Source organism: Cellvibrio zantedeschiae (assembly GCF_014652535.1).
In the GTDB taxonomy this organism is placed as follows: domain Bacteria; phylum Pseudomonadota; class Gammaproteobacteria; order Pseudomonadales; family Cellvibrionaceae; genus Cellvibrio; species Cellvibrio zantedeschiae.
Window position 1 is genome coordinate 350,912 of record NZ_BMYZ01000002.1, and the last position, 24,835, is coordinate 375,746.

At 47.2% G+C, this 24,835-nt stretch carries 22 protein-coding genes; 12 read left to right on the forward strand and 10 right to left on the reverse strand.

Features of this window, described 5'->3' with window-relative positions; all coding sequences use genetic code 11:
- The first annotated feature begins 75 nt into the window (after positions 1-75).
- The 5 genes from IE104_RS12265 to hldE all read left to right on the forward strand — a co-directional run bounded on the left by IE104_RS12265 (position 76) and on the right by hldE (position 6,495).
- Positions 76-1,005 (forward strand): branched-chain amino acid transaminase, encoded by a 930-nt coding sequence (locus IE104_RS12265; protein ID WP_189418964.1) that lies wholly within the window; start codon positions 76-78, stop codon positions 1,003-1,005.
- A 159-nt stretch (positions 1,006-1,164) separates the two neighbouring features.
- A complete protein-coding gene (locus IE104_RS12270) occupies positions 1,165-2,391 on the forward strand; it encodes an O-antigen ligase family protein (RefSeq protein WP_189418965.1) in 1,227 nt (408 codons plus the stop codon).
- 100 nt (positions 2,392-2,491) lie between these two features.
- Positions 2,492-3,256, forward strand: a complete 765-nt coding sequence (locus tag IE104_RS12275) for a glycosyltransferase family 2 protein (RefSeq protein ID WP_189418966.1) — start codon at positions 2,492-2,494, stop codon at positions 3,254-3,256.
- 24 nt (positions 3,257-3,280) lie between these two features.
- Positions 3,281-5,053, forward strand: coding sequence for a lipid A export permease/ATP-binding protein MsbA (gene msbA / locus IE104_RS12280; protein ID WP_189418968.1), 1,773 nt, complete (start codon positions 3,281-3,283; stop codon positions 5,051-5,053).
- A gap of 17 nt (positions 5,054-5,070) precedes the next feature.
- Positions 5,071-6,495, forward strand: coding sequence for a bifunctional D-glycero-beta-D-manno-heptose-7-phosphate kinase/D-glycero-beta-D-manno-heptose 1-phosphate adenylyltransferase HldE (gene hldE / locus IE104_RS12285; RefSeq protein ID WP_189418969.1), 1,425 nt, complete (start codon positions 5,071-5,073; stop codon positions 6,493-6,495).
- Positions 6,496-6,568: 73 nt separating this feature from the next.
- On the opposite strand, the gene IE104_RS12290 is transcribed toward hldE, so the two are convergent.
- Complete coding sequence (locus IE104_RS12290; RefSeq protein WP_189418971.1) at positions 6,569-7,120, reverse strand: DUF4136 domain-containing protein; 552 nt, start codon at positions 7,118-7,120, stop codon at positions 6,569-6,571.
- Between the two features lie 184 nt (positions 7,121-7,304).
- Here IE104_RS12290 and IE104_RS12295 point away from each other — a divergent pair, with 184 nt between their 5' ends.
- Positions 7,305-8,117, forward strand: coding sequence for an undecaprenyl-diphosphate phosphatase (locus tag IE104_RS12295; RefSeq protein WP_189418973.1), 813 nt, complete (start codon positions 7,305-7,307; stop codon positions 8,115-8,117).
- Positions 8,118-8,148: 31 nt separating this feature from the next.
- Here the strand turns inward: IE104_RS12295 and IE104_RS12300 are convergent, their stop codons facing one another.
- From IE104_RS12300 to IE104_RS12335, 8 genes are all read right to left on the reverse strand, one after another.
- Positions 8,149-8,529, reverse strand: coding sequence for a gamma-butyrobetaine hydroxylase family protein (locus IE104_RS12300; protein WP_189418975.1), 381 nt, complete (start codon positions 8,527-8,529; stop codon positions 8,149-8,151).
- 58 nt (positions 8,530-8,587) lie between these two features.
- The gene (gene hslU / locus IE104_RS12305; RefSeq protein ID WP_189418977.1) at positions 8,588-9,910 is read right to left on the reverse strand and encodes an ATP-dependent protease ATPase subunit HslU; all 1,323 of its coding nucleotides are present in this window, start codon (positions 9,908-9,910) and stop codon (positions 8,588-8,590) included.
- A gap of 254 nt (positions 9,911-10,164) precedes the next feature.
- Positions 10,165-10,689: an ATP-dependent protease subunit HslV gene (gene hslV, locus IE104_RS12310; protein ID WP_189418978.1), complete on the reverse strand. Its 525-nt coding sequence runs from the start codon at positions 10,687-10,689 to the stop codon at positions 10,165-10,167.
- Positions 10,690-10,815: 126 nt separating this feature from the next.
- Positions 10,816-11,385 (reverse strand): SPOR domain-containing protein, encoded by a 570-nt coding sequence (locus IE104_RS12315; protein ID WP_189418980.1) that lies wholly within the window; start codon positions 11,383-11,385, stop codon positions 10,816-10,818.
- A 108-nt stretch (positions 11,386-11,493) separates the two neighbouring features.
- Positions 11,494-12,360, reverse strand: coding sequence for an alpha/beta hydrolase (locus IE104_RS12320; RefSeq protein WP_189418982.1), 867 nt, complete (start codon positions 12,358-12,360; stop codon positions 11,494-11,496).
- A gap of 181 nt (positions 12,361-12,541) precedes the next feature.
- On the reverse strand, positions 12,542-14,740 hold the full coding sequence (locus IE104_RS12325) for an outer membrane protein assembly factor BamB family protein (protein WP_229837888.1): 2,199 nt from the start codon (positions 14,738-14,740) through the stop codon (positions 12,542-12,544).
- A gap of 302 nt (positions 14,741-15,042) precedes the next feature.
- A complete protein-coding gene (locus tag IE104_RS12330; RefSeq protein WP_189418984.1) occupies positions 15,043-15,678 on the reverse strand; it encodes an NADPH-dependent F420 reductase in 636 nt (211 codons plus the stop codon).
- Positions 15,679-15,778: 100 nt separating this feature from the next.
- Complete coding sequence (locus tag IE104_RS12335; RefSeq protein WP_189418986.1) at positions 15,779-17,998, reverse strand: primosomal protein N'; 2,220 nt, start codon at positions 17,996-17,998, stop codon at positions 15,779-15,781.
- Positions 17,999-18,287: 289 nt separating this feature from the next.
- Between IE104_RS12335 and rpmE the strand changes: the two genes are divergently transcribed.
- Positions 18,288-18,509 carry a 50S ribosomal protein L31 gene (gene rpmE / locus IE104_RS12340; protein ID WP_189418988.1) on the forward strand — a complete coding sequence of 74 codons (222 nt, stop codon included), beginning with the start codon at positions 18,288-18,290 and terminating at the stop codon, positions 18,507-18,509.
- Positions 18,510-18,636: 127 nt separating this feature from the next.
- On the forward strand, positions 18,637-19,383 hold the full coding sequence (locus IE104_RS12345; protein WP_189418990.1) for a thermonuclease family protein: 747 nt from the start codon (positions 18,637-18,639) through the stop codon (positions 19,381-19,383).
- A 47-nt stretch (positions 19,384-19,430) separates the two neighbouring features.
- Here the strand turns inward: IE104_RS12345 and IE104_RS12350 are convergent, their stop codons facing one another.
- A complete protein-coding gene (locus IE104_RS12350) occupies positions 19,431-21,851 on the reverse strand; it encodes a penicillin-binding protein 1A (RefSeq protein ID WP_229837890.1) in 2,421 nt (806 codons plus the stop codon).
- A gap of 154 nt (positions 21,852-22,005) precedes the next feature.
- Between IE104_RS12350 and IE104_RS12355 the strand changes: the two genes are divergently transcribed.
- The 4 genes from IE104_RS12355 to IE104_RS12370 are packed head-to-tail and all read left to right on the forward strand — an operon-like array spanning position 22,006 to position 24,831.
- The gene (locus IE104_RS12355) at positions 22,006-23,073 is read left to right on the forward strand and encodes a pilus assembly protein PilM (protein WP_189418993.1); all 1,068 of its coding nucleotides are present in this window, start codon (positions 22,006-22,008) and stop codon (positions 23,071-23,073) included.
- The gene (locus tag IE104_RS12360; RefSeq protein WP_189418995.1) at positions 23,073-23,687 is read left to right on the forward strand and encodes a PilN domain-containing protein; all 615 of its coding nucleotides are present in this window, start codon (positions 23,073-23,075) and stop codon (positions 23,685-23,687) included. The genes IE104_RS12355 and IE104_RS12360 overlap by 1 nt, the downstream gene beginning before the upstream one ends.
- 2 nt (positions 23,688-23,689) lie before the next feature.
- Positions 23,690-24,301, forward strand: a complete 612-nt coding sequence (locus IE104_RS12365) for a type IV pilus inner membrane component PilO (protein ID WP_189418997.1) — start codon at positions 23,690-23,692, stop codon at positions 24,299-24,301.
- 2 nt (positions 24,302-24,303) lie between these two features.
- Entirely contained in the window at positions 24,304-24,831 is a 528-nt protein-coding gene (locus tag IE104_RS12370) for a pilus assembly protein PilP (protein WP_189418998.1), read from the forward strand.
- The last annotated feature ends 4 nt before the right edge of the window (positions 24,832-24,835 follow it).

Below are 24,835 nucleotides of genomic sequence, written 5' to 3' on the forward strand. Positions count from 1 at the left end.
CATTAAAAATTTCGACCTGTGGCGAGTTTATTTGCGGCAGTCTATTGATAACAGAATTTGATTTAGGAGTTGGCTATGTCTTTTGCCGATCGTGATGGCGTAATTTGGTTAGATGGTGAGTTAATTCCGTGGCGCGATGCCAAAGTCCACGTATTAACCCACACCCTGCATTACGGCATGGGCGTATTTGAAGGCGTGCGTGCATACAACAGCTCAACTCTGGGTACCAGTATTTTTCGTTTGCAAGAGCATACTGATCGTTTGTTCCGCTCTGCGCACATCATGCGCATGAAACTTCCTTTCGACAAAGAAACAATCAACCAGGCGCAAAAACAAGTCGTGCGTGAAAACGGTTTGACTGAAGCTTATTTGCGCCCAATGGCGTTTTACGGTTCAGAAGGTATGGGTTTGCGTGCGGATAACTTGAAAGCACACGTGATGGTTGCGGCCTGGAACTGGCCTTCATACATGTCGCCCGAAGCGCGCGATATCGGTATTAAAGTTCGCACCTCAAGCTACACTCGCCACCACGTCAATATTTCTATGTGCAAAGCGAAAGCGAACGGTCACTACATCAACTCCTTGCTTGCACTGCAAGAAGCGTTGGATTGTGGCTGTGAAGAAGCTTTGTTGTTGGACAACGAAGGTTACGTTGCTGAAGGCAGCGGCGAAAACTTCTTCCTGGTGCGCGATGGCATTATTTACACACCAGAATTGACCTCATGCCTTGACGGCATTACCCGTAACACTATTTTCCAATTGGCTGCCGATTGCGGTTACACCATTAAAGAAAAGCGTTTAACGCGCGACGAAGTTTATGTTGCCGACGAAGCATTTTTCACCGGTACCGCTGCCGAAGTTTTACCTATCCGTGAATTGGATGGTCGTAAGATTGGTGAAGGTCGCCGTGGCCCAATTACCACGCGCTTGCAGGATTTATATTTCAAAGCCGTGCGCGGCGAACTTGCTGACCACACGAACTGGTTGGCGCCGGTCGCCAAGTAATCCGTTACAACAAGGGAGCTTCGGCTCCTTTTGTTTTTGGGCTGATTAATTGTTTTTGGCAAGACTAATGAATCACTACGCATTCTTGCGGGTTAATTTCCGCATTGCATTTCCATGTTGAAACAGCGAGGGCAGGGTTATTCATTTGGAAAAGGGTCTATGAATTCCACAAAGTTTTCTTTAGCCAGTATTCCGGTTTTATGGGTTTCCGCCGCGGTATTTTTATTTGGTGCCCTGGCGTTAATTCTGTCCAGTGGTTACACCTACGGTCCCGTACTTTTATTGTTGCCTGCGTTAGTTTATTTGTGTGTGCGGCCTTACCCCCTGTTAAGTTTGCACGACAAAATGATTATGGCCTCGTTGTTTATTTATTTTGCGGTAGGTTGTGCCACTAATGCAGTGCATCGTTTGCCATCGAATGCTTACGATAACTTTTCGCGTTTTTTGCTTGCTATTCCTGTGTTGTTATTGCTGCTTCGTTTCCCTGTTAAACCTGTGTTTTTCTGGAGTGGGATTGCGCTGGGCTCAGTAGGTGCAGCTGTTATTGCGATTCAGGAATTTTATATAAAGGGTGAAATGCGTGTAGGCGGGCATAACAATCCTATTCAGTTTGGTGATATCTCTATGCTCTTTGCCTGTCTGTTAATGGCGGGACTTGTGTGGTCAAAGCAGCACTCGAGATGGATGTTTGCTTTATGTGTGCTGGGTGTTATCGGTGGCATTTTTGCTTCCTTATTATCGGGTGCGCGCGGTGGCTGGTTAGCCTTGCCGGTGGTAGCCATATTTTTATTTGTAAGTAACGGCCTTTATAAAAATAAAAAGCAATCGCTGGTATTGATTGGGATTTTTATTGGTTTGGCAGTGCTGTTTTATTTCTATCAACAAAAAGTTTTTTTGCAGTTGCGGATTCAGGAAGGTCTGTCTGATTTGCAGCAATTCACGGAAGCACAAAACGCCAATACGTCTTTAGGTATACGTTTCACCTTGTGGCATAGCGGTTTAAATTTGGTAGCACAACACCCGTTGCTGGGCTGGGGCAGCATAGCAAATTATGTGAATATTACCGGTGATTCGTCTGTAGTCTTTCAGCGTTTCAATCATTTCCACAATGAAATCTTGGATGCAATGGCGAAGCGTGGGTTATTAGGCGGTATAGCGCTTTTGGTAATCTATGGCGTGCCCGCGTTATTGTTTTATCGCCAACTTAAGCAGGCTTCGATAGTAGTTAAATCTTTTGCTCAGGCTGGGTTAATCCTGGTGCTGGCAAGCTTCGTATTTGGCTTGACCCAATCGTTTTTCTGTCACGCCAGCGGAGTTATGGTCTACGCCTTTATGCTGGTAATCTTATGGGCGCAAAGTCGTGCGGCGTTAGCACGAGCTGAATAAAAGCTACAGGCAACAAAATATTACAGAAAGTTTTAGTGCAGGGGTGGATTATGCACAGCCTGCCCCCAATTAGAATTGAAGCTAGATGCCAGAGGTGGCAATGCCCAGTATTTCGGCCGTATTGATTGTAAAAAACGAAGCAAACAAATTGCCGGAATGCCTGCAGTCATTAAGCTGGGTAAATGAAATTATTGTGCTGGATTCCGGTAGCAGCGATAACACTTTAGAGATTGCACAAGGATTTTCTGCAAAAGTATTTACCAATACCGATTGGCAGGGTTTTGGAGTGCAGCGTGAGCGCGCTGCAAATTACGCGACCAGCGATTGGATATTTATGATTGATGCCGACGAGCGTGTAACGCCGGAGTTAGAATCCGCGATTAAAGCGGCGATCAGTCAAGGCGATGCCGTATGGCAAATTAATCGCCTCGCGTGGTGTTTTGGACGATTTATAAAACATTCGGGCATGCATCCCGATTGGATTCCACGTTTGTATCCGCGCAATAAAGCAAAGTTTGATGAAACCCGTGTGCACGAGCGATTGGTAAACCATTTGAATTTACCAGTGCGCCGTTTAGATGGGGTTTTACTACATTATTTATTTGATAGTGTTCGCCATCAGCAACAAAAAGCTGCGCACTACGCAGAAGAATGGGCACTGCAACGCGCGGCTGCGGGAAAAAAAACATTTCTTACGTCGGCTGTCTTACATGCTTTAGCGTGCTTTTTGCGTATGTATGTTTTTCGTTTGGGATTTTTGGATGGCAAGCAAGGTTTTTTGTTGGCGCTGTTACTTTCACAATCTACGTTTAGTAAATATGCTGAATTGTGGCAATTAACTAACAACCGAAATGTAAAACGCTAATTGCGGAGAAGTTCAAGGTAACTTATGTCACAAACAACAAGTTCTTCAGGGACATCTGCGCTAAATATTTATTTGCGACTATTGACCTATCTTAAACCCTATAAGCTCACATTTGCGTTAGGCATTATTGGTTTTGTTGCTTACGCGGCTTCCAACTACGCGTTTCTTGAGGTGTTAAAAAACCTGCTTACCGTATTGGAAAAAAACGATCCTGTTGATCGTTATTTAATTCCATTAGCAATTATAGCGACGACCATAGTGCGCAGTGTGGGTGCATTTATGGGGAGTTATTACCTCGGTAAGGTTGCCAATGGCATTGTCCACGCCATGCGTGTGCAAGTTTTTAACCACATGACGACGCTCCCCACGAAAATTTTCGATCAGCGAAATTCGGGTCATTTAATTTCAGTTATTACTTACAACATCAACGGCGTTGCGTCTGCTGCAACCGACGCAATGAAAATTTCGTTGCGTGAAGGTGCGACTGTTATAGGCATGTTGATTTATTTATTTTACAAAGACTGGCAACTTACCTTGGTGTTTATGGTGGTCGCTCCATTAATTGGTTGGTTGGTAAGTTCTGTGGGAAAACGTTTGCGACGCTTAAGTAATAAAGTGCAAACAAGCGTAGGGGATATCACGCAAGTCTCCGGTGAAATGGTAAATGGCTACAAGGTTATGCGCACTTTTGGCGGTGAGCAGTATGAGCAGCAACGTTTTGACGAAGCCAGTAAAAGAAATTATGCGCAGAATATGAAAATTGTAATGACCTCGGCTGCGAATACTCCAGTCATTCAAATGCTGGTCGCCTTTGCAATGGCTGCACTTATTTTTGTTGCAATGAACGTAACAAAAATGCGTGAGCCAGCAGAGTTTGTAACTTATATCAGCGCTGTTGCACTTGTCATTCAACCTATGCGTCGCTTGGGTGAAGTAACACCCATGATTTTAAAAGGTGTTGCCGCTGCAGATAGCGTTTTCCAATTATTGGATGAGCCGTCCGAACAAGATCAGGGTTCCTATGAAGTTGTGCGCGCCAAAGGCGAAGTCACTTTTGAGCACGTTCAATTTTCATATGCAGAGCAAGATGTAGCGGCGCTCAAAGATATTTCGCTAAAAGTTTTACCAGGGGAGGTAGTTGCACTAGTAGGGCGGTCAGGTAGCGGAAAATCCACTTTGGTAAATTTACTCCCGCGTTTTTATGACGTTGATAATGGCGTGATTGCTATAGATGGCGTTCCTATTAATGATTACAAGCTCACCAATCTTCGCGAGCAAATCGCATTTGTGAATCAGCAGGTTACTTTGTTTGAAGGCAGCGTGGCTGACAATATTGCTTATGGTCGTGCTGACAAGGTGTCTATCGATCAAATCAAACGTGCGGCCGATCTTGCCTACGCCACAGAATTTATCGAACAATTGCCGCAAGGGTTTGACACGCAAATTGGCGAGGGCGGCGCACGTCTTTCTGGTGGACAGCGCCAACGTTTGGCCATTGCGCGTGCAATCTTGAAGGATTCACCCATTTTAATTTTGGATGAAGCAACTTCCGCACTCGATAATGAGTCTGAGCGTTATATCCAGGCGGCAATGGAACAAGTGATGAAAGGTCGTACGACTTTTGTAATTGCGCATCGCCTCTCAACTATTGAGCATGCTGATCGTATAGTTGTCATGGAAAATGGCAGAATAGTGGAAGAAGGCTCCCACAAAGAATTGCTTGAACGCAATGGAGCCTACACAAAGTTGCATGCTGCCCAGTTTCATGGTGAGATGGGCTCTCCGGCTAGTTTATAACATAGGATATTGTTGATATGCGTTTAACCATGCCGCAGTTTGATTCGTCCCACGTACTCATTATTGGGGATGTGATGCTAGACCGCTACTGGCATGGCTCCAGTAATCGCGTTTCACCTGAAGCTCCTGTTCCTATAGTCAATGTTTCCCTTGAGGAAGAGCGCCCAGGTGGTGCTGGTAACGTTGCACTCAATATTGCCGCCCTTGGGGGCCGTGTTTCGTTAGTAGGAGTGGTGGGTGACGATCCCGCTGCCGCGCTTTTGAAAAGCCGTCTTGATGCGGCAGGAATCTTTTCCGATCTGCAAGTTTCCAAGTACAAGCCTACAATCACCAAATTACGTGTAATGAGCCGCCATCAGCAGCTTTTACGCATGGATTTTGAAGAAGTATTTGGCGTTGAAGATAGCGACAGTTTTGAAGATAAGATTGCTCCAGTATTACCTCACGCCGACATCCTTGTTTTGTCTGATTACGCCAAAGGCACGCTTCAGGATTGCCAGGCGTTAATCAAGCGCGCCAAAACAGCGGGCATTCCAGTATTAGTAGACCCCAAAGGCGGGGATTTTGAGCGCTATCAAGGCGCGAGCCTGTTAACCCCGAATATCGCTGAGTTAGAGGCGGTTGTCGGCCGATGCGAGAGCGAGCAGGACATAGTCAGAAAAGGTCTGCAGTTGATCGCAAAGCTCAATATCGATGCGCTTCTGGTGACACGCGGTGAAATGGGTATGACGCTTTTGCGCGCTCATCAAGCAGCTATACATTTGCCGGCGCGCGCACGTGAAGTTTATGACGTAACGGGTGCTGGTGATACGGTGATTGCGGTTTTGGCGGCGGTATTGGCGACAGGCCAAGCATTACCTGACGCAGTTGCCCTCGCAAACCTTGCTGCTGGAATCGTGGTTGGAAAACTCGGTGCTGCGACTGTCAGCGCCCCTGAGCTGCGCCGTGCAATTCATAGTGAGCACGGCTTTGAGCGCGGGATAGTATCGGAAGACCAATTGATACAAGCGATTGAAGCGTCCCGCGCTAACGGTGAGCGCATAGTATTCACTAACGGGTGTTTCGACATTATCCACGCGGGACACGTTGGCTATCTGGATGAGGCACGCAAGCAAGGCGACCGTTTGATTGTTGCCTTGAATAGCGATGCTTCAGTGCGTCGTTTGAAAGGGCAGGGGCGACCCATTAATCCTGTGGATAGACGCATGGCGGTATTGGCTGGTTTGGAATCAGTTGATTGGGTTGTCAGTTTTGATGACGACACTCCCGAGCGCTTATTGCGGCGTATTAAGCCGGATGTGTTGGTAAAAGGCGGTGACTACCGTGCTGATCAAATTGTGGGGGGGACGATTGTCAAAGCTAATGGGGGCAATGTGAAAGTGCTTCGATTTTTTGAAAATTGTTCAACTACGTCCATCGTAAATCGAATTCGCCAACAGTAATTATTCCGCGTAATTAAAAAGGCCTTGTGCGTGATAGCAGCAAGGCCTTTTTTATATCTAGAGTTTTCGTAGTTTATTTCGGTGGGAATTGCTGCACCAAATTAATCAGGACTTTATTTAACTCTGTCTGATTTTTGAGCGAAAAATAATTCAAAGGTACATCTTCTGCACTGCCACGCCACACAACTTGGTTGGTATTTTGTGCGGTGATATCCAAAATAATTAACCCCGCCATTTGACTACCTTTGTTTAGCAGGTTATTAGTTCCAATACCTACTCCACCGTGTCGGCCTATAGGCAAACCAATTGAAATCCCAACACCTGTTGATGAAGGTGTTACAGCGTGTTTGATAATGTTTAGGTCGAGTACCAAATCCGGCATTTCAGTAACAAGTTTAAAACCTTGCAATGCGAGCTGTTGTTCAATTTCATGTTGAATTGCTATTTGGTTGCTCGTATTGATATCGGATGAAAAGTTATGCCAGCTAAAAGTTTTATAGGCATTGAAATCAGTTCCGGGCTTGAAATCCTGCGTTATTTTGCTGGACGTTGCGCAGCCGCTAAGTGCGCAGACAAACAGAATAAAAATTGAAATTGTGTATTTATGTGCAAAAGCCTTGAGCATAGCGTTCTCCAGGTTAAGCCGGTCGCGGGCGCGTATTAATTTGGTCATCATAATCCTATTAAATACGATTGCAATAAACGATTGTGAGGCAAGCATCAACAGCGGCGGTAATAGCACACAATAATTGCCGTTTAACGTATATCTCGTTAGTATGGGGCTGCTATTAAAATTTATTGGTGTATTTATGGAAAATATTTTGCAAGCTATTTTGCTCGGTATTATTGAAGGTGTTACCGAGTTCTTACCTATCTCCAGTACGGGGCACCTTATTGTAGCAAGCGATTTAATTGGTTTTCATAATGATGGGCGTGTGTTTGAAATTGCAATTCAATTGGGCGCAATTTTAGCGGTAGTAGTTGAATACAGACGTAAATTTTTTGGCGTCGCTCAGGGAATGTTTAGCGATGCTAAATCTCAAAACTTTATCCTTAATTTATTGATTGCATTTTTACCCGCAGCCATTATGGGGGTGTTATTTATTTCCCTTATCAAGACCTATTTATTTAATCCTTTGAGCGTTGCAACCATGCTGATCCTCGGGGGAATCATTATTCTTTGGGCTGAGCGACGTCAACATCAAGTTCGGGTTACGAATGTAGATGACATGACCTGGAAGGATGCGCTTAAGGTGGGTTTGTTTCAGGTTGTCTCTATGATTCCCGGTACGTCGCGTTCAGGTGCAACCATTATTGGTGGTTTATTTATAGGATTGGATCGCAAAGTCGCAGCGGAGTTTTCGTTTTTTCTCGCGGTTCCCACCATGTTTGCAGCAACATTTTACGATATCTATAAACACCGTGATTTGCTACATGCGGGTGACTTTCCGGTATTTGCAGCCGGTTTTGTTACAGCATTTTTTGCGGCTTGGTTGGCAGTGAGAACTTTGGTGCGCTTTGTTGCCAATCATACCTATGAGATTTTTGCCTGGTATCGCATTGCTTTCGGTTTGGTGATTTTATTGACGGCCTACACTGGGCTAGTTACCTGGAACAATTAAGTATCTGTGAAAAAATATCAGCATTGGTGATTTAATTAATAAATTTCACAATGCTGGTATCTTTCTCGCGAGTTTTCCCTGCATGTTGCAGTGCAGCTAAATAATCCTGCCAAAGTTTTTCCTGCGTTGAACCCAACTCATGCAGATATGACCAGGTATAAATACCTGAATCATGCCCGTCATCAAAAAATAATTTGATTGCATAGTTGCCTGCACGCTCAATCTTGCTGATGCCTACATCCTTTTTGCCAAATTGCAAAACCGCTTGATTTGGGCCATGCCCCATAACTTCAGCGCTGGGTGAATGAACGCGCAAAAATTCCGCGCTCAGCAAAAATTGCTCTGCTCCAAAATGCAGTTCCAATTGTTGTGACTGCTTGTGAAGCTGGATTTTGGTAGGGGATTTTTGCATCTGAATTCTAGCCTATGAGATATGCGGGATTGACAATGGTTCAAACCCGCGATTTGAATTAAAGAATATAGCGGCTCAAATCTTCATTCTTCGCCAGCTCACCTAAATGTTGTTCCACATAAGCGGCATCAATTTCAATGTGAGTTTTATCAGTGCCAGCGTCAAACGAAATATCTTCCAGCAAGCGTTCTAAGATGGTGTGAAGACGACGTGCGCCAATGTTTTCGGTACGTTCGTTGACTTCGTAAGCAGTTTCGGCGATGCGCCTAATGCCATCTTTGGTAAAACTGATATCGAGATTTTCAGTTTTCAATAACGCTATTTGCTGTTCAGTTAAAGATGCTTTTGGTTCGGTGAGAATGCGTTCGAAATCATCTGGCGTTAGAGCTTGTAACTCAACGCGAATTGGCAAACGGCCTTGTAATTCGGGAATTAAATCTGAAGGTTTGCTTAAGTGAAATGCTCCAGAAGTGATAAACAAAATATGATCTGTTTTAATCATGCCGTGTTTGGTGGAAACGGTGCAACCTTCAATCAAAGGCAATAGATCGCGCTGCACACCTTCACGCGAAACATCTGCACCGCTTACGTTTCCTCGGCGAGCAACCTTATCAATCTCATCAATAAACACAATGCCATTTTGTTCAACCGCTTCTACGGCTTGGTTTTTAATATCTTCTTCGCTGACAAGTTTTGCAGCTTCGTCATCCTGCAGTTGCTTGAAAGCTTTCTTCACCGTCATCTTTGCTTTTTTGGTTTTGTCGCGGCCTAAAGACGAAAACATATTTTGCAATTGATTGGTCATGTCTTCCATGCCCGGCGGTGCCATTATTTCTACACCGACGCTGGTAGCAGCAACATCAATTTCAATTTCTTTATCGTCCAATTCGCCTTCGCGCAATTTTTTACGGAAGATTTGGCGCGTGGCAGATTCGTGTTTGGATTCTTCACCCGATAAATCGCGCGCGGGTGGCAAGAGCGCATCGAGTATGCGTTCTTCTGCCGCTTCTGCCGCGCGAAACTCAACGCTCTTTACTGCTTGCTCGCGGCGCATTTTTATAGCGACATCCACCAAATCGCGAATAATGGATTCCACATCGCGACCTACGTAACCCACCTCGGTAAATTTGGTCGCTTCAACTTTAATAAATGGAGCATTGGCTAATTTTGCCAAGCGACGCGCAATTTCAGTTTTACCAACACCGGTCGGGCCAATCATCAAAATATTTTTAGGGGTAATTTCGTTGCGCATATCAGCCGCAACCTGCATCCGCCGCCAACGGTTACGCAAGGCAATCGCCACAGCCCGCTTGGCATTTTGTTGGCCGACAATATGTTTATCTAATTCATGCACGATTTCGCGCGGAGTCATGGAAGACATAAAAAACTCTTGAAATAAAAATTTAAGTTGTGGCACCGAAAGGTTCCCTTGTGGCTTCGCCGAGCATTGGAAGAAATTTGGTGTAAAACAAACAGGATGTTTGTTTTAGTGACTACGCGACAAGGATGTCGCGTCGGAACGACAGCAAATTTCTGAAACGCGCAGGAGAAACGAAGCCGCAGGGTGCACTTTCTTTTGCTTACTTTTCTTTATGCAAGTAAAGAAAAGTGAGGCCCGCGGCAGGCGAATCTGAATTAATAGTCCAACACCTCAATCGTGTGATTATTATTCGTAAACACACAAATATCCCCCGCAATTTTCAAACCTTTCTCAACAATAGAACGCGCATCCAGTTCAGTATTTTCCATCAACGCCCTTGCCGCAGCCTGGGCGTAATTTCCGCCGGAACCAATTGCAATTAAATCATCTTCTGGCTGGATAACATCGCCATTACCGGTAATGATGAGTGACGCTTCTTTATCGGCAACTGCCAGCAACGCTTCCAGTCGTCGTAGGCTGCGATCCGTTCGCCAGTCTTTTGCGAGTTCAACGGCTGCTCGCGTGAGTTGGCCGTTATGGGCTTCTAACTTGGCTTCAAAGCGTTCAAAAAGAGTAAAGGCATCAGCAGTACCGCCAGCGAAACCTGCAATCACCTGATTTTTGTAAAGGCGGCGCACTTTACGTGCATTGCCTTTCATCACTGTATTACCGAGGGAAACCTGTCCGTCACCACCGATAACCACTTGGTTGTCGCGGCGAACGCAAAGAATAGTAGTCACAAAAAATCCTTACAAAATGGGCTGACCTGAGTAACAGGAGGTGGGGGCGGGGACGGGGATTTCAAGCGGGGATTTACACGACGGGCAAGTTGCTCAACAAGTGAGTGTACTTGTTGAGCGTCCAGTTTATTTTTTTCCGCCTTTCGCCCGTTTCAACACAAGCGCAGTGTATTGATTTGCGACCAGGGACGAACGCGCTGTGGCGAGTTTTTCTTGTGAATCAAACGGGCCTACAACCACGCGGTGCCACACTTCGCCTTTGTGGATTTCTACCGATTCAATATGCGCATCCAAATTCAGCAGAATTAACTGGGCACGCAATTTATCGGCCTCGGCTTGATTGGGGAAGGAGCCTACCTGCAGGATGTATTCGATATTACTTTCAGAGCGTGCGGATGATTTATCTGAATCGCCAATGGTTTCAGTGGCGGGTACGATTTGCTCGCTCTCTTGCAAAAGTTTGTAAAAATCAAAACGGGGTTTTGGTGTTTTGGATTCGCTGGCTGCGGGTTTTTGGTCTTCTACCGGCGTTTCTGGTTGCGCTTTGGGCGTATGGAAAGTGAACACTAATGCCATGGCAAAGGCGCCGCAAATAGCGCCAATAATAAACCACACCCAGGCAGGTGCCTGTTTGCCTTTAGGTGCAGATGCGCGGCGGCTGGGGCCGGCGTTACGTTTGGCGAAATCTTTGCTCATTATGATTGGCTGTCTACAAATAAATCGGCTAACAGAAAAGTTTGCGCGATTGTAAAGGGATTAAGCCAATGAGTCACTAAATCCAGCGGCAATTCCAAACGCTAAGCGCTAAAGCTCCTGCAGGGCTTGTTTGAGAGTGTTGGTGTAGGTGTCAAAATTATGGATATCGCCGTGCCCCGCACCTTCAATTTCTACCAGTCGCGCGCGCGGGTTTAGCTTAAGCAAACGCTTGCTGTGCTCGATGGAAATCAGTTTATCTTGCGTGCCGTGCAGCAACAAAATGGGTGTGTGTAATTGCGGCAAAAGCTCGTTGGTTTTTAGGGGATATCGCAACACGAACGGCGGCACCCAGGGATAATATTCGCGTCCCATTTGCGTCATGCTTTCATAGGGCGATACCAGCACAAGCAAATCTGCAGGAACTTGGGTCGCAAGTTTTGCAGCTAAACCAGTGCCGAGTGAACGCCCATAAAATACAACTTTTTTATCCTTATAGTTTGCGGCTACGAACTGCCACATATGCATCACATCGTCATTCAATTGCGCTTCATTTTTGATATGACCGGTGCTTTTACCAAAGCCACGATAATCTGGCATAAGTACATCAAAACCGGTGGTTAACCAAAAATCTGCATGGGTAAACCAGGTTTCCAAACTGCCAGCATTGCCATGTAGAAATAGCACTATACCTTTACTTTTTTCAGGTGGTTGACGCAAATAAAGCGCGTGTAATTTTGCACGGGGAACATCGATATAAACTTCCGATGTATAAGCGAGATTAAATTTGAAGTTCGCGGCAATCGGTTCCGGATGAAAAAGTAATTTTTCCTGTTGGAACCAGATTAGAGTGATAGCCACACTCCAGAGCGCGATCACAAGAATAAGCAATTTGACCATGCGGCGACGCAATCTCTGTAAAAAGCTGGGCGGTGGTTGATAAGCCGGAAACGTGGTTTCGGTAATGGGCTGATGCATAGCAAGTCTGCGTTGGTCTAAGTCTGCGTTGGTTTAAGTTTGGTAATGGTTGATTCTTATACGTCAGCTGCACTTATCTAGACTACGCACTAGCGGTATGACTTTCCACGGTCTGTTTAACACTTTACTTGCGACTTGCCGCAGCGAATTACCTCGCTGCGGCAATTGCTTCAAGGATTGGCTACGGTAAGGCGTAGGCCATAATGGCGCCGCCAGGTTTTGCTTTGGGATTTTTGCCTCCGCTCGCCCCAACCACCACAAATTGTTTGCCTTTAATGCTGTAAGTCGCAGGCGTTGCAATGCCTGCTGCGGGCAGCGTTGTTTGCCATAAAAGCTTACCTGTAGCTTTGTCGAAGGCGCGGAATTGGTTGTCGTAAACCGTTGCTGCAATAAACAACAGCCCGCCCGCTGTTATGACAGTACCACCGTAATTTTCACTGCCGGTGTTCTTCAGGCCTTGCGCGGCAAGTTCCGGGTATTCGCCCAAGGGTTGTTTCCACACATATTTTCCGGTGTTTACGTCAAGCGCGCTCAGGGTTCCCCAAGGTGGGCTGATGGCCGGGTAGCCATCGGGATCAAGGAATCTTTTGTAACCATCAAATGCGTAAGGATCATTTTTGGTGGATGGATAAGCTGGCACTGGCTCTTTGCTGGCCTTCAGGGTTTGGCTGGCATCGCCCATTAAAAAGGCGGTGAGGTTGGCCAGCTGCTTATCGCTCAATTGGTTTTTAAAGCCTGGCATACGGCCTGACCCATTGGCTATTTGCTTGCTAATTTGCGCAGTGGATAGGCGTTGGGCCACGGCTTCCAAATTCGGGAATTCCGGCGGGCTGCCTTTGCGATCTAAACCGTGGCAGGAGGAACACAGGTTTTGATACATGGCCTCGCCACTGTCCCCTCCAAGCTTGGGTTGCTGCTTTCTGAGTTTGATCATCCAAGCCATTTCATTGGCGTTGATATATAGCAATCCTGTTTGCGGATCAAAAGCACTGCCGCCCCACTCCGCGCCACCATCCATTCCTGGCAACAAGACTGTTCCGCCTTCAGAGGGTGGATCAAATGGTCCGCGTGAACTCAACTTGGAAAAAGTTGCGGCAACTGCCGCATGTGCCTCCGGTGTGCGTGTGGTTAGCATATCGGCGGTAAGTTTTTGGCGAGCGAAAGGCTCAGGTGCCAACGGCATAATCTGTGTGGGTGAGGTGATTTCGCCGGGAATATCGGAAGCCGGAACATTGATTTCCTGCAACGGATAAAGTGATTCGCCAGTGAGGCGATTGAGGATAAACACCAGTCCCGCTTTGGTGGCTTGCGCCACTGCGGGGATGCTTTTGCCATCGCGTGTTACGGTGATCAAGGTCGGTGGGGTTGGTGGGTCGCGATCCCAAACATCGTGTTTAACCAGTTGGAAATGCCATGCGCGCTTACCGGTAGCAGCATTTAACGCAACTACCGATGTACCAAAAAGATTGTCGCCAGTGCGGTCGCCGCCGTAAAAGTCTTTATCGCCCATGCCCGCAGAGGCGAGCGGAACAAACACCAATCCGTTTTCGGGATCAAGTGTTAAGCCGGACCAGGCGTTGGCACCCATGGCAGTTTTCCAAGCGTCTTTTGGCCAGGTTTCGTAACCAAATTCACCGGGCCAGGGAATGGTGTGGAAAATCCATTGCATCTTGCCTGTGCGCACATCGTAGGCGCGAATGTGTCCTGGCGTGTTGCCGGTGCTGCCCATAATAATCAGGTCTTTATAAACAACCCCGGGCGACACTTCTGCGACAAAAACGCTATCGACATCGCGCCCCAAACCTTCACGTAAATCAATTTTTCCGTCTTGCCCAAAGCTTTTAATCAGCTCGCCAGTTTGCGCATTTACGGCTAAGAGATGTTTTTTAAAGCTGAATAAAATCCGCTGCTCTTTGCCATCGCTCCCTTCTTTTGTACCGCTCCAGTAAGACACACCGCGCAAGCGCTGCTTGGTATTAATGGCTTCACCAAACGCCGGGTCGAATACCCATTGCTGCTTTCCGGTAGCGGCATCAAGGCAAAACAGCCGACCTTTGGGTGAAACAAAAAATAACTTGCCGTCCACAATCAAAGGGTTTCCTTCCATATCAGACTGGCTTTGGCCTTCACCAAAGGCATCGCCAGAATCAAAGCTCCAGGCGAGCTTAAGTTTGCTCACGTTTTGTGTGTTGATTTGGTTGAGTGTTGAGTAGTGAGTACCGTGCGGGTTGCCATGATAAAACGGCCAATCAGCACCGGATTGAAACGCATTGGTATCGGGTGGAGTTTGTAAATGTTGGCAGGCAACCAGCGCACTGAGCGCAAGTCCACCTGTTGTCATGGCCAGGATTTTTACTGAGTGCTTTTTTAACATTTGCATGGGCGTAACACCTCTCAGGTCGCAATGACTTTATTGTTGGTTCGCGATGTGTCGCAAGCATAGTGGAGGTGTTAACCGGGAACAATTGACCCGAGCGAAGCCTAAAAGCGCACCAACAAATATTTACCGGGGGGATGAAAAGTAAAACCCTGTGTTTGTAGGGCTTTTGCCATTAACGCTGCTGCGAAAGGGCAAAAAATTTGGAAGGGTAAACTTTTGCAAAACCGCGTATTGATTGCTCTGGACGCTACCAGGGTGTTCTTTTTGCGAAGAGGGCAGGGCTGGCCTGCCCGAGAATCTGGTTACTTGAGCAACCTAAACGCATGCGACCATTGGTTATTGATAAAGCCCGGAATACACCAAAGTTGGCAAAGGGGTTCCAGTGCACGTGAGGCTTCAATCGCGCCCATGTCTGCAACTTCCCAGCCGAACTGGTTGAGGATTTCACCTACATCGGCTTTTGCAGCTGTGTCATTACCCGCAACAAACATAGTGGGTTTGCCGTCTGCAAATTGCGGGTCCACCATCAAACCGCTGCCCACACTGTTAAAGGCTTTAACAATACGTGCTTGCGGAAACCTGGCTTGTAAGCGCTCGCCAAGAGAATCATTAGGGCCGGTAAAAAATTGCAATACGCCCTTAACCGGCGGAGCATCTGAAATCGGATTGGTTGTATCTATGACGACTTTTCCAGAAAGCTGATGTTGAACACCGGCAAGCACAGTCTCTGCCACATCGCCCTTTACGGACAGAACCAATAGATCACCAAAATCTGCCGCATCGTTTGCACTTAACGCTTTTGCAGTTGGATGCGCTGCAATAAATTCGCTCAGCTTACCGGTATCGCGTGTACCAAAAGCCACTTGATGGCCATGCTTGATAAAACCTTTTGCCAGGCTTTTAGCAACATCACCTGAACCTAAAATACCAACTTTCATAGCGTGCTCCTTGTTATGTGTGGGAAGTGCTCGATCATACGCGCTTTAATGGGTAATCCCTATGACGAAAGTGATTGGGTTTAAGCAGTGAGTAAGAAAACTATCCCATCTCCGACGGATCAACATCAACAGCCCAACGTACGCGTTTGCTTAAGGCATTTGCGTCCAGCTTTTCTACCAGCTGCGTTAACAAAAGATGCAAAGGTTTACGTTGCGCGCTGTTGAATTGAAGTTGAAAGCGGAAGCGGTCGCCGCGCCTTTCTATCATTGCTGGTAATGGACCAAGGTAGTTCAATTGCGGGCTTGAAGGAAAAATGGATTCGGCTTCATGGCGAGCGAGTTTCAAAAATTCCAATGCAATTTCGGGGCGCTTGGTTTCCGCGCGCAAGAGCGCGAGATAACGAAACGGCGGTAACTGGGTTATCTGCCGCTCCTGCAAAATTAAATCGGCGAAGGCTTGGTAACCTTTGAAAAATAAAGTCTGTACCAAGGGGTGATCAGTATGGTGACTTTGCAAAATCACTCGCCCGGATTTTTCGGCGCGACCAGCGCGTCCGGCAACTTGTAACAGGAGTTGCCCCATACGTTCCGGGCCGCGAAAATCGGTGCTGAATAAACCTGCATCGGCATCGATAATCACCACCAAGGTTACGTCGGCAAAGTGGTGGCCTTTAGCGAGCATTTGGGTGCCGATCAAAATGCACGGCTCGCCCTGGTGCACTTCATTGAGAATTTTGTCCATAGCGTTTTTATTGCGCGTGGAATCGCGGTCTACGCGAATGATCGGTGTATTCGGAAACCAATCACGCAAGGCAATTTCGCTGCGCTCTGTTCCCTGCCCCAAGGGCTGCAAACGGCTGCTTTTACAGCTTGGGCATTTATGCGGAACGGGGCGTTGGTGCCCGCAGTGGTGGCAATGCAAATGGCGCGGGGTCTGGTGCACGGTCATGCGTACATCGCAATGGGGGCAATTGGCAAGCCATCCACAATCGTGGCATTCCAGTGTGGGCGCATAACCGCGACGATTAAGAAAAACCAGAACCTGATTGCCAGCGGCTATTTCATTGCCAATCGCAATTTTAGTATCCAGCGCAAAGCCTTCGGTAAGGGTTTGGCCGCGAATATCCAACAATTGAATTTCCGCCGGTTTCGCATTGCCGGCACGGGCGTGCAAGTGCAGGTGTTGATAGCGACCTTGCTGGGCGTTATTGAGTGTTTCCAGCGAAGCCGTTGCCGAGCCGAGTATTAAAGGAATCTGCAGACGATTAGCGCGCACCACTGCTAAATCGCGGGCGGAATAACGAAACCCATCTTGCTGCTTAAAAGAACCGTCGTGTTCTTCATCAATAATAATGATGCCCAGCGCGGGCATGGGGGTGAAAATTGCCGAGCGCGTGCCTATAAGAATCCGCGCTTTGCCGGAGCGCGCGTGCAGCCATGCATCCAACCGCTCGCGATCATTTAAACCCGAATGCAAAGCCGCAACTTCCACGGCAAAGCGTTTTTGGAAGCGGGCAATGGTCTGGGGGGTTAAACCAATCTCCGGCACCAAAACCAGGGCTTGTTGGCCGTGTTCCAAAACCTTTGCAATGGCCTGAAGATAAACTTCGGTTTTACCGCTGCCTGTTGCACCGTCCAACAGGCTGACCTGGAATTGGCCAAAGCTGATTTGGTCGAACGCAATTTGCTGCTCGTCACTCAGGGTTAAAGGCGCCTGGCGAAAAATACTTGCAGGCGTTTTAGGCGTTGTTTCATCCGCAAAGGTTTTTTCGATAATACCTTTGTCCGTTAAGGTTTTAATGATGGTTGCAGGGATTTCCAGCGCGGCAATATCGCTTCGGCTGAGTTTGTTGTGCGCCTGTAAAGCTTCTAATAATAAGGCTTGTTTGGGGGATCGCTTAAGTGCGCCTGCGGGCAGGCCTTTGCCTTCAGTAGTGAGTTGCCAGCAGGTTTCACGGCGCTCTTCAGCAGCTTCGCCCTGACGCAAAAGTACGGGCAGGGCGGTACTCAATGCTTCACCTTCGGGGCATTGGTAGTAATCAGCGGCCCAGAGAATAAGCTCAAGCAGGGCGGAATCCAGTGCGGGAGTTTGGTCGATAATCGCCAATGCCGGGCGCAGCTTTTCGATATTCTGGTCTGTATGGGTTTTGGTTTGGATAAGTACGCCGGTCATCTCCTGATGCCCAAAAGGCACGCGCACCAAAACCCCTGCGCTCAATCTTTGCAATTCGCTCTCGCTCATATCCTCTGGAGGCAAATAGTCAAAGCGGCGTCGCAAAGGCGTCGGCAGGGCAATTTCTAGCAAGGTGAGTGAAGGCATAGCAGCGTGCGATTAGAATCCAGACAGGTTGCGCAGGATAGCCTATCTGCCGTTGGAGTGAATCTGCTTTTGTATTTAAGTTTGTTGCTGTTAAGGCGGGCCGATTAGCGCGCGCTTTTGGCGCTGGTGAATATTTGTGCAAAACCAGTCGGTGACAATGGATTTTTACTTGCTTTGGTGCTGAATTCTGGTAGCATCGCGGCCTCTTTAAAAGAGCCAATCCTTTAACCGATGTGCGGTGCTCGGCAAGCGTCCGGGTGGCGGCACAGATTACTTAGGCAAAAACATCATGAAACCAGAAATTCATCCAAATTACGTTGCTGTAAATGTTAGCTGCAGCTGCGGTAACAAATTCGTAACTGCTTCTACCTTGGGTAAGAGCGAGTTCCTTGTAGACGTGTGCAGCGAATGCCACCCTTTCTACACTGGCAAGCAAAAAATCGTTGATACCGGTGGTCGTATCGACAAGTTCACCAAGCGCTTCGGCAGCCGTATCGGCGCTAAGAAGTAAGCGAATGGTGATGAGTCTGGCAAATCTCCCAGGCCCAAAAACAAAAACGCCGAGTGTGCAAACCCTCGGCGTTTTGCTTTTTGGGTTTTATTGTTTCGTATCCAGCGCCTTGGCTGGAGCAGATTGTATGCCCGCCGGCACGGGCGAAACCGCAGTGGTTGAACGAGTTTACGATGGCGATACCATTAAGCTTAAAGACGGTCGCCATGTCCGTATATTGGGCGTGAATGCGCCCGAAGTTGATCATGGCAAAGAAAAAACCGGCCAAGCCTTGGGGGAGGAATCCCGTAAGGCCACAGAAGCTTTCCTAAAACCCAATAAAACAGTGAAGTTGTTTTACGACGAGCAGCGTGTCGATCGCTACGAGCGCACTCTCGCACACGTATACGACGCGCAAGGCAATAGTCTGGGGGCTACCCTGTTGCGCAATGGTTTGGGTTTTCATGTGGCGATTCCGCCAAACTTGAGCCTCAATGAGTGTTTGATTAGTCAGGAAGCTATAGCGCGCAAAAAGGGTTTGGGTGTGTGGAGTCATGCTGAGTGGCAGGCCAAACCCGCTTCATCTTTAACACTCGATAACACCGGCTTTCAACGTATTCGCGGACGTGTGGTGAGTGTGCGAAAAGCGCAATCTATTTGGCTTGAACTGGATGGTCCGCTAGTCATCAAAATTACCCCGACGGATTTGAAAAATTTTTCGGTGGCAGATTGGCCGTCGTGGAGAGGTAAGGAGGTTGAAGTCCGCGGCTGGGTAACCGAGCGCGGTGGCAATGAGGAATCCGGCAAAAAAACGAAATCGAATGCTAAGAAGTCCTACAAGTCCTTAATTGTTCAACCGCGTATTGCGGGTAATCTGGATTTGTTAGGGAAGTAAAGTTTGCCAGTCTCCATCTTTTATCGGAGACTGGCTGTAAAGAATTCTTAAAGCACACCCTCAGGCAAGGTTTCGTCTGCAGGTGCTTCGTCGGCAATACCCGCTGGTGTTGAGCCTGATGCTGAGATTTCGGTGGGGAATATTTCAAAAATGGCGTTTTCACCGGGTAGGGCAGGTTTGCCTGTTTCAGGGTTAATCCGCACTGTCACTATGCCGTCTGGTTGGCGAACGACTTGGTTGGGGATACCTTCCAACGCAGTGCGCATAAAATCGATCCAAATTGGCAAGGCTGCGGTCGAACCAAATTCTCTTCTGCCCAACAGCGTATTTTTGTCGATTCCCACCCAAACAGTTGTAATCAAATTGGGGTTATAACCCGAGAACCACAGGTCGCGTGGGCCGTTGGTAGTGCCGGTCTTACCTGCCAAATCAGTACGCCCAAGGCTTTTGGCTGCTACACCCGTGCCCTTATCGACCACGTCTTTCAGGATTGAATCCATAATGTAAGCAATGCGTGCATCAATAATGCGCGGTGCGTGCTCTTCTTCAGCCACGCTTTCTCCTGTTGGGGCTTCCGCTGAATCTGTAAGCGTCTCAGCTTTCTTGTCAGGGCAAGTTTTACAGACGCGCTTGGGATGAGCTTCGTAAACGATTTCGCCTTGGCCGTTTTCAATCTTGCTGATCAGGTACGGATCAATTTTAAATCCACCGTTGGCAAAGCTGGCGTAGGCCGTTGCCATTTGCATAGGCGTCAAACCGTGGGCGCCCAGCGCAAGTGCGAGTTCGCGCGGGAATTCTTTTTTGTTAAAGCCAAAGCGCTCCAGGCTGTCAATTAATGTATCTACCCCAAGACTCTTGAGGATGCGAATGGACACCAGGTTTTTGGATCTATAAAGAGCCCTGCGCAAGCTGATGGGGCCGTCAAACTCGCCTTCATCGTTCTCTGGTCGCCAAACTTCACCGGTGTATTCGTTACGGATAACTATAGGAGCGTCGTTGATCATGGTGGCTGGCGTAAAGCCGTGTTCAAGCGCGCAGGTATAAAGCAATGGCTTAAAACTGGAGCCAGGTTGACGAGTACCTTGTAAAACACGGTTGAAGTGGCTTTGGTTGAAGTCAAAGCCACCTACCAGTGCGCGAATGGCGCCACTATTAGGATCGAGTGAAACCAGCGCACTTTGGGCCTCTGGCACTTGAGTCAGGCGCGGCTGGCCGTCTTTATCTCTACCCACACGCACTACATCGCCAGGATGTAAAAAATCCTTGGCAGATTTGGGCGCAGCTCCACGGCTGTCTTCGGTCAGGTAAGGGCGCTTATCAGATAGACCGTGCTGCCAATCCAGCTCCAGTCTGTCGCCATTGGCGCGCAGAAGGCTAATGCTTTTGTCAGCAACCGTTACTATTGCCATGGCTTCCAGGCCGCCCAAAACAGGTATGGCTTGTAGTTGGTCTTGCCAATCTTCCATTTCAGGATTTGTGGACGCGGCTAAACGGCGTTCAGGGCCACGGTATCCATGGCGGTCGTCATAATTCATCAAGCCGTTGACCACCGCGACTTGAGCCGTTGCTTGCATAGCACTATCGACAGTGGTGTAAACCTTGTAGCCATCGGTATAAGCCGCTTCCCCAAAACGATCTATAGCTTCTTTACGTGCCATCTCGGAAATGTAAGGTGCCTGGGTTTCCTGACCGCTGCCATGGATTGAGGCCGTGTTTGGCTCGCGGATGGCGGCGTCATAAGCAGCTTTATCGATAAATTGCAGCTCGTGCATACGTCCAATGATCCAATTGCGGCGAGCCATTGAACGTTTAGGGTTGGCAACGGGGTTGTAGGCGGATGGCGCTTTGAGCACGCCAACGATCATGGCGTTCTGTGCTATGGTTAATTCTTGTACATCTTTACCATAATAAATCTGGGCTGCGGCTTGTAGACCGTAGGCGCGGTTGCCAAAAAACATTTTGTTGTTGAAGAGTTCGAGAATTTCTTCTTTTGTGAACTCTTGCTCAATTTGTATCGACAATAGGATTTCGTTGAATTTGCGCGAAAAAACTTGTTTGCGCGTGAGGAAGAAATCTCGCGCTAACTGTTGCGTAATTGTACTGCCGCCAGACTGAATCTCGCCGGATTTTAATATTTGTGAAGCTGCGCGCAACATGCCGCGGAGAGAAACGCCATGATGCTCAAAGAATTCTGCGTCTTCTGCCGCCAATAAAGCCTTTAAATATAACGGCGGAATCTGGTTGTATTTCAACGGTGTGCGACGCTGTTCACCAAACTCACCAATAAGTTTCCCATCACTTGAATAAACTCTAAGTGGGGTCTGTAATTTAACTTGTCGAAGGCTATCAACTGGCGGCAGTTTTGGGCTCAAATATAAGTAAAGCCCTGCAAATGTAACCGCGGTAACGCTTACGCCTGCTAGTAACAACCAAAAAATAATACTGAAGACGGATTTTTTATTTAGCATTTTTTCCAAGGGAATTAATGGGTTAGCGAATTTGGGCCAAGAGGCCGGCATTATACGAGCTTTTTGCCTGTTTACATATTCATCTGTTTGTTGCAGGCTTAAGTTAAAGTGCTATAACATAAACAACGTCTAAGTTACGGATATAGATAGAAAAATGGGCATTTTAAGTTTCCTCGAAAAAAAAGCGAAACCGGTTATTGGGCTGGATATCAGTTCAACCTCGGTAAAGTTATTGGAATTAAGCCGCCACGGTGACCGTTATCGTGTGGAGACTTATTCAGTAAAGCCCCTACCTCCCAATGCGGTGGTGGAAAAAAATATCAATGACCAGGAGGCTGTCGCCGAGGTCATTAAAGCCATGGTTAAGCAGTCCAAAACCAAGTTGAAGCATGCTGCGGTGGCAGTGGCTGGCTCGGCAGTGATCACCAAGATGATCGATCTGCCAGCAGGCTTAAGTGACGATGCCATGGAAACCCAGATTTCCCTTGAAGCCGATCAATACATTCCCTTTCCATTGGAAGAGGTTGCTATCGACTTTGAATTGCAGGGCGTATCCCCGCGCAATCCTGACCAGGTAGAAGTTCTGCTTGCCGCCTGCCGCCGTGAAAACGTAGAAATGCGAGTCAACGTTTTACAATTATCCGAACTAGTTCCAGAAAAAGTTGATATTGAAGCTTATAGCATGGAGCGTGCCTTCGAGTTGATTTCTGAGCAACTTGAAGATCAAGAAGGCCAAGTTGTTGCGGTAATCGATATTGGCGCCACCATGACGACCTTGAGCGTACTTGTGGATGGCAAAACTGTTTATACGCGTGAGCAACTTTTCGGTGGTAAGCAGCTGACTGAAGAAATTCAGCGTCGTTATGGTTTGTCCCGTGAGGAAGCCGGTCTCGCTAAAAAGCAAGGTGGTTTACCAGACGATTATGAATCAGAAGTGTTGGCGCCCTTCAAAGAAGCTGTGGTTCAGCAAGTTACCCGCTCTTTGCAATTTTTCTTCTCTGCCAGCCAATACAACGATGTTGATTACATCATTCTTGCTGGTGGTGTTGCCTCGCTAGAGGGTTTAGTTAATTTGATTGAAGAGAAGCTGGGCACCCAGACCGTTGTTGCGAATCCATTTGCGCGCATGTCGGTGTCTTCGCGAGTCAATGCAGTGTCTTTGGCAAATGACGCGCCATCGCTCATGATTGTGACTGGCCTTGCGATGAGGAGTTTTGATTAATGGCAAAGATTAACTTATTGCCTTGGCGTGAAGCCTATCGCAAAGAGAAAAAAGAACAATTTTTGGCTGTTATTGGTGGCGTCGTTTTGATGTCTGGCTTAATCGCTTATTTGTGGATTTCAAGTGTTGAGTCATCTATTGAAAACCAGCAAGCTCGCAATCATTTGCTCGATACTGAAATTGCCGCTTTAGAGAAGCAAGTTAAAGAAATTGCCAACCTAAAAAAAGTGCGTGACGATTTATTGGCCCGAATAAAAATTATTCAGGATTTACAAGGCACTCGCCCTTTAATCGTAAGATATTTTGACGATTTTGCGCGCTCAATTCCCGACGGTGTGTTTATCACAACTATGTCTAAGCAAGGGGCTACGGTCAGTATTGAGGGAGTTGCTGAGTCATATAATCGTGTAGCTACCTTCATGAGAAATCTCGATACTTCGGATTGGTTTGCCGGGGCAAATTTAACTTCAGTGATTGCAGCCCCCTCTGAGGGAGAGCAAGCGCAATCTTTCAAAATAACCGTGAGCACTTCGGTGCCAAGTGAAGCAGAATCTCCAGACGCTAAAAATGAAAAAACGCAGCCGTCACAAGCTAAAAAAGCGGGGAGTAAATAAACATGGCGTTGAATGATACCCTTGAGCAGATTAAAAATTTCGACCCCAATAATATTGATTTTGAGAAAATAGGCGTTTGGCCTTTACCGGCAAAAGCTTTTGTTTTAGTTGTCATCGCTATTATTATTTTTTCATTAACTTATTATTTAAAAATCGGCGAGCTTAACGGTGAGCTGGAAGCTGAAAGCGCAAAAGAGCAATCTTTACGCAAAACCTATGAAACCAAAAGTTTTGAGGCGGCCAACTTGGATGCTTACAGAGCGCAAATGGATGAGATGGATAAAACATTTAAGTCGCTTTTGAGTCGTCTACCAAGTGATGCACAAGTTCCTGGTCTGCTTGATGATATAGGTGCGAGAGGTAGAGAGAGCGGTTTAACAATTAACGCTACAACAATGGAAACTGAAAAGGCAGCTGAGTTTTATATTGAGGTGCCATTTAGAATAAACGTTGATGGTGGTTATCACGATATGGGTGGGTTTGTTAGCGGCATTGCTGCAATGCCGCGCATCGTGACGTTGCATGATTACACAATAACCAAGAAAAAAGATCCGGGTTTATTGAGTATGCAAATATCTGCAAAAACCTACAAATATAAAACACAGGAGAAGTGAAAATGAAAACTATCCTGTTGTTAGCTGAAGTGTTTGTACTCGCACTTATTTTAACTGCATGTAGCTCATCGTCTGACCAGCAAGATTTAAAAGATTTTATGGCAGAAGCCAAGCGTCGTCCTCAAGGTCAGATTGATCCCTTGCCACCTTTTCAGGCATATCAGCCTTTTACCTATAGCGCGATGACGTTACGTAGTCCCTTTGAGCGTCCGGCTCCTGTGGAGCGGGAAGCAAAAGGTGGGCGCACAGTTGAGCCTGATTTAACTCGTGAGAAAGAGTATTTAGAAAATTTTAATATTGTTAATTTAAATATGGTTGGCACACTGACAAAAGCTGGAAAACTTTGGGCATTGATCGATGATGGGCAGGGCAAGGTTACTCCAGTAACAGTAGGCAATTATATGGGTAAAAATTTCGGCAAAATTATTTCTACCGATAAAATGCAAGTAGAGGTAATGGAAATTGTTGCTGATGGTTCAAGTGGCTGGGTCGAACGCCCCAGAGTTATCAAGTTAGTGGCGAAGGAATAATCAG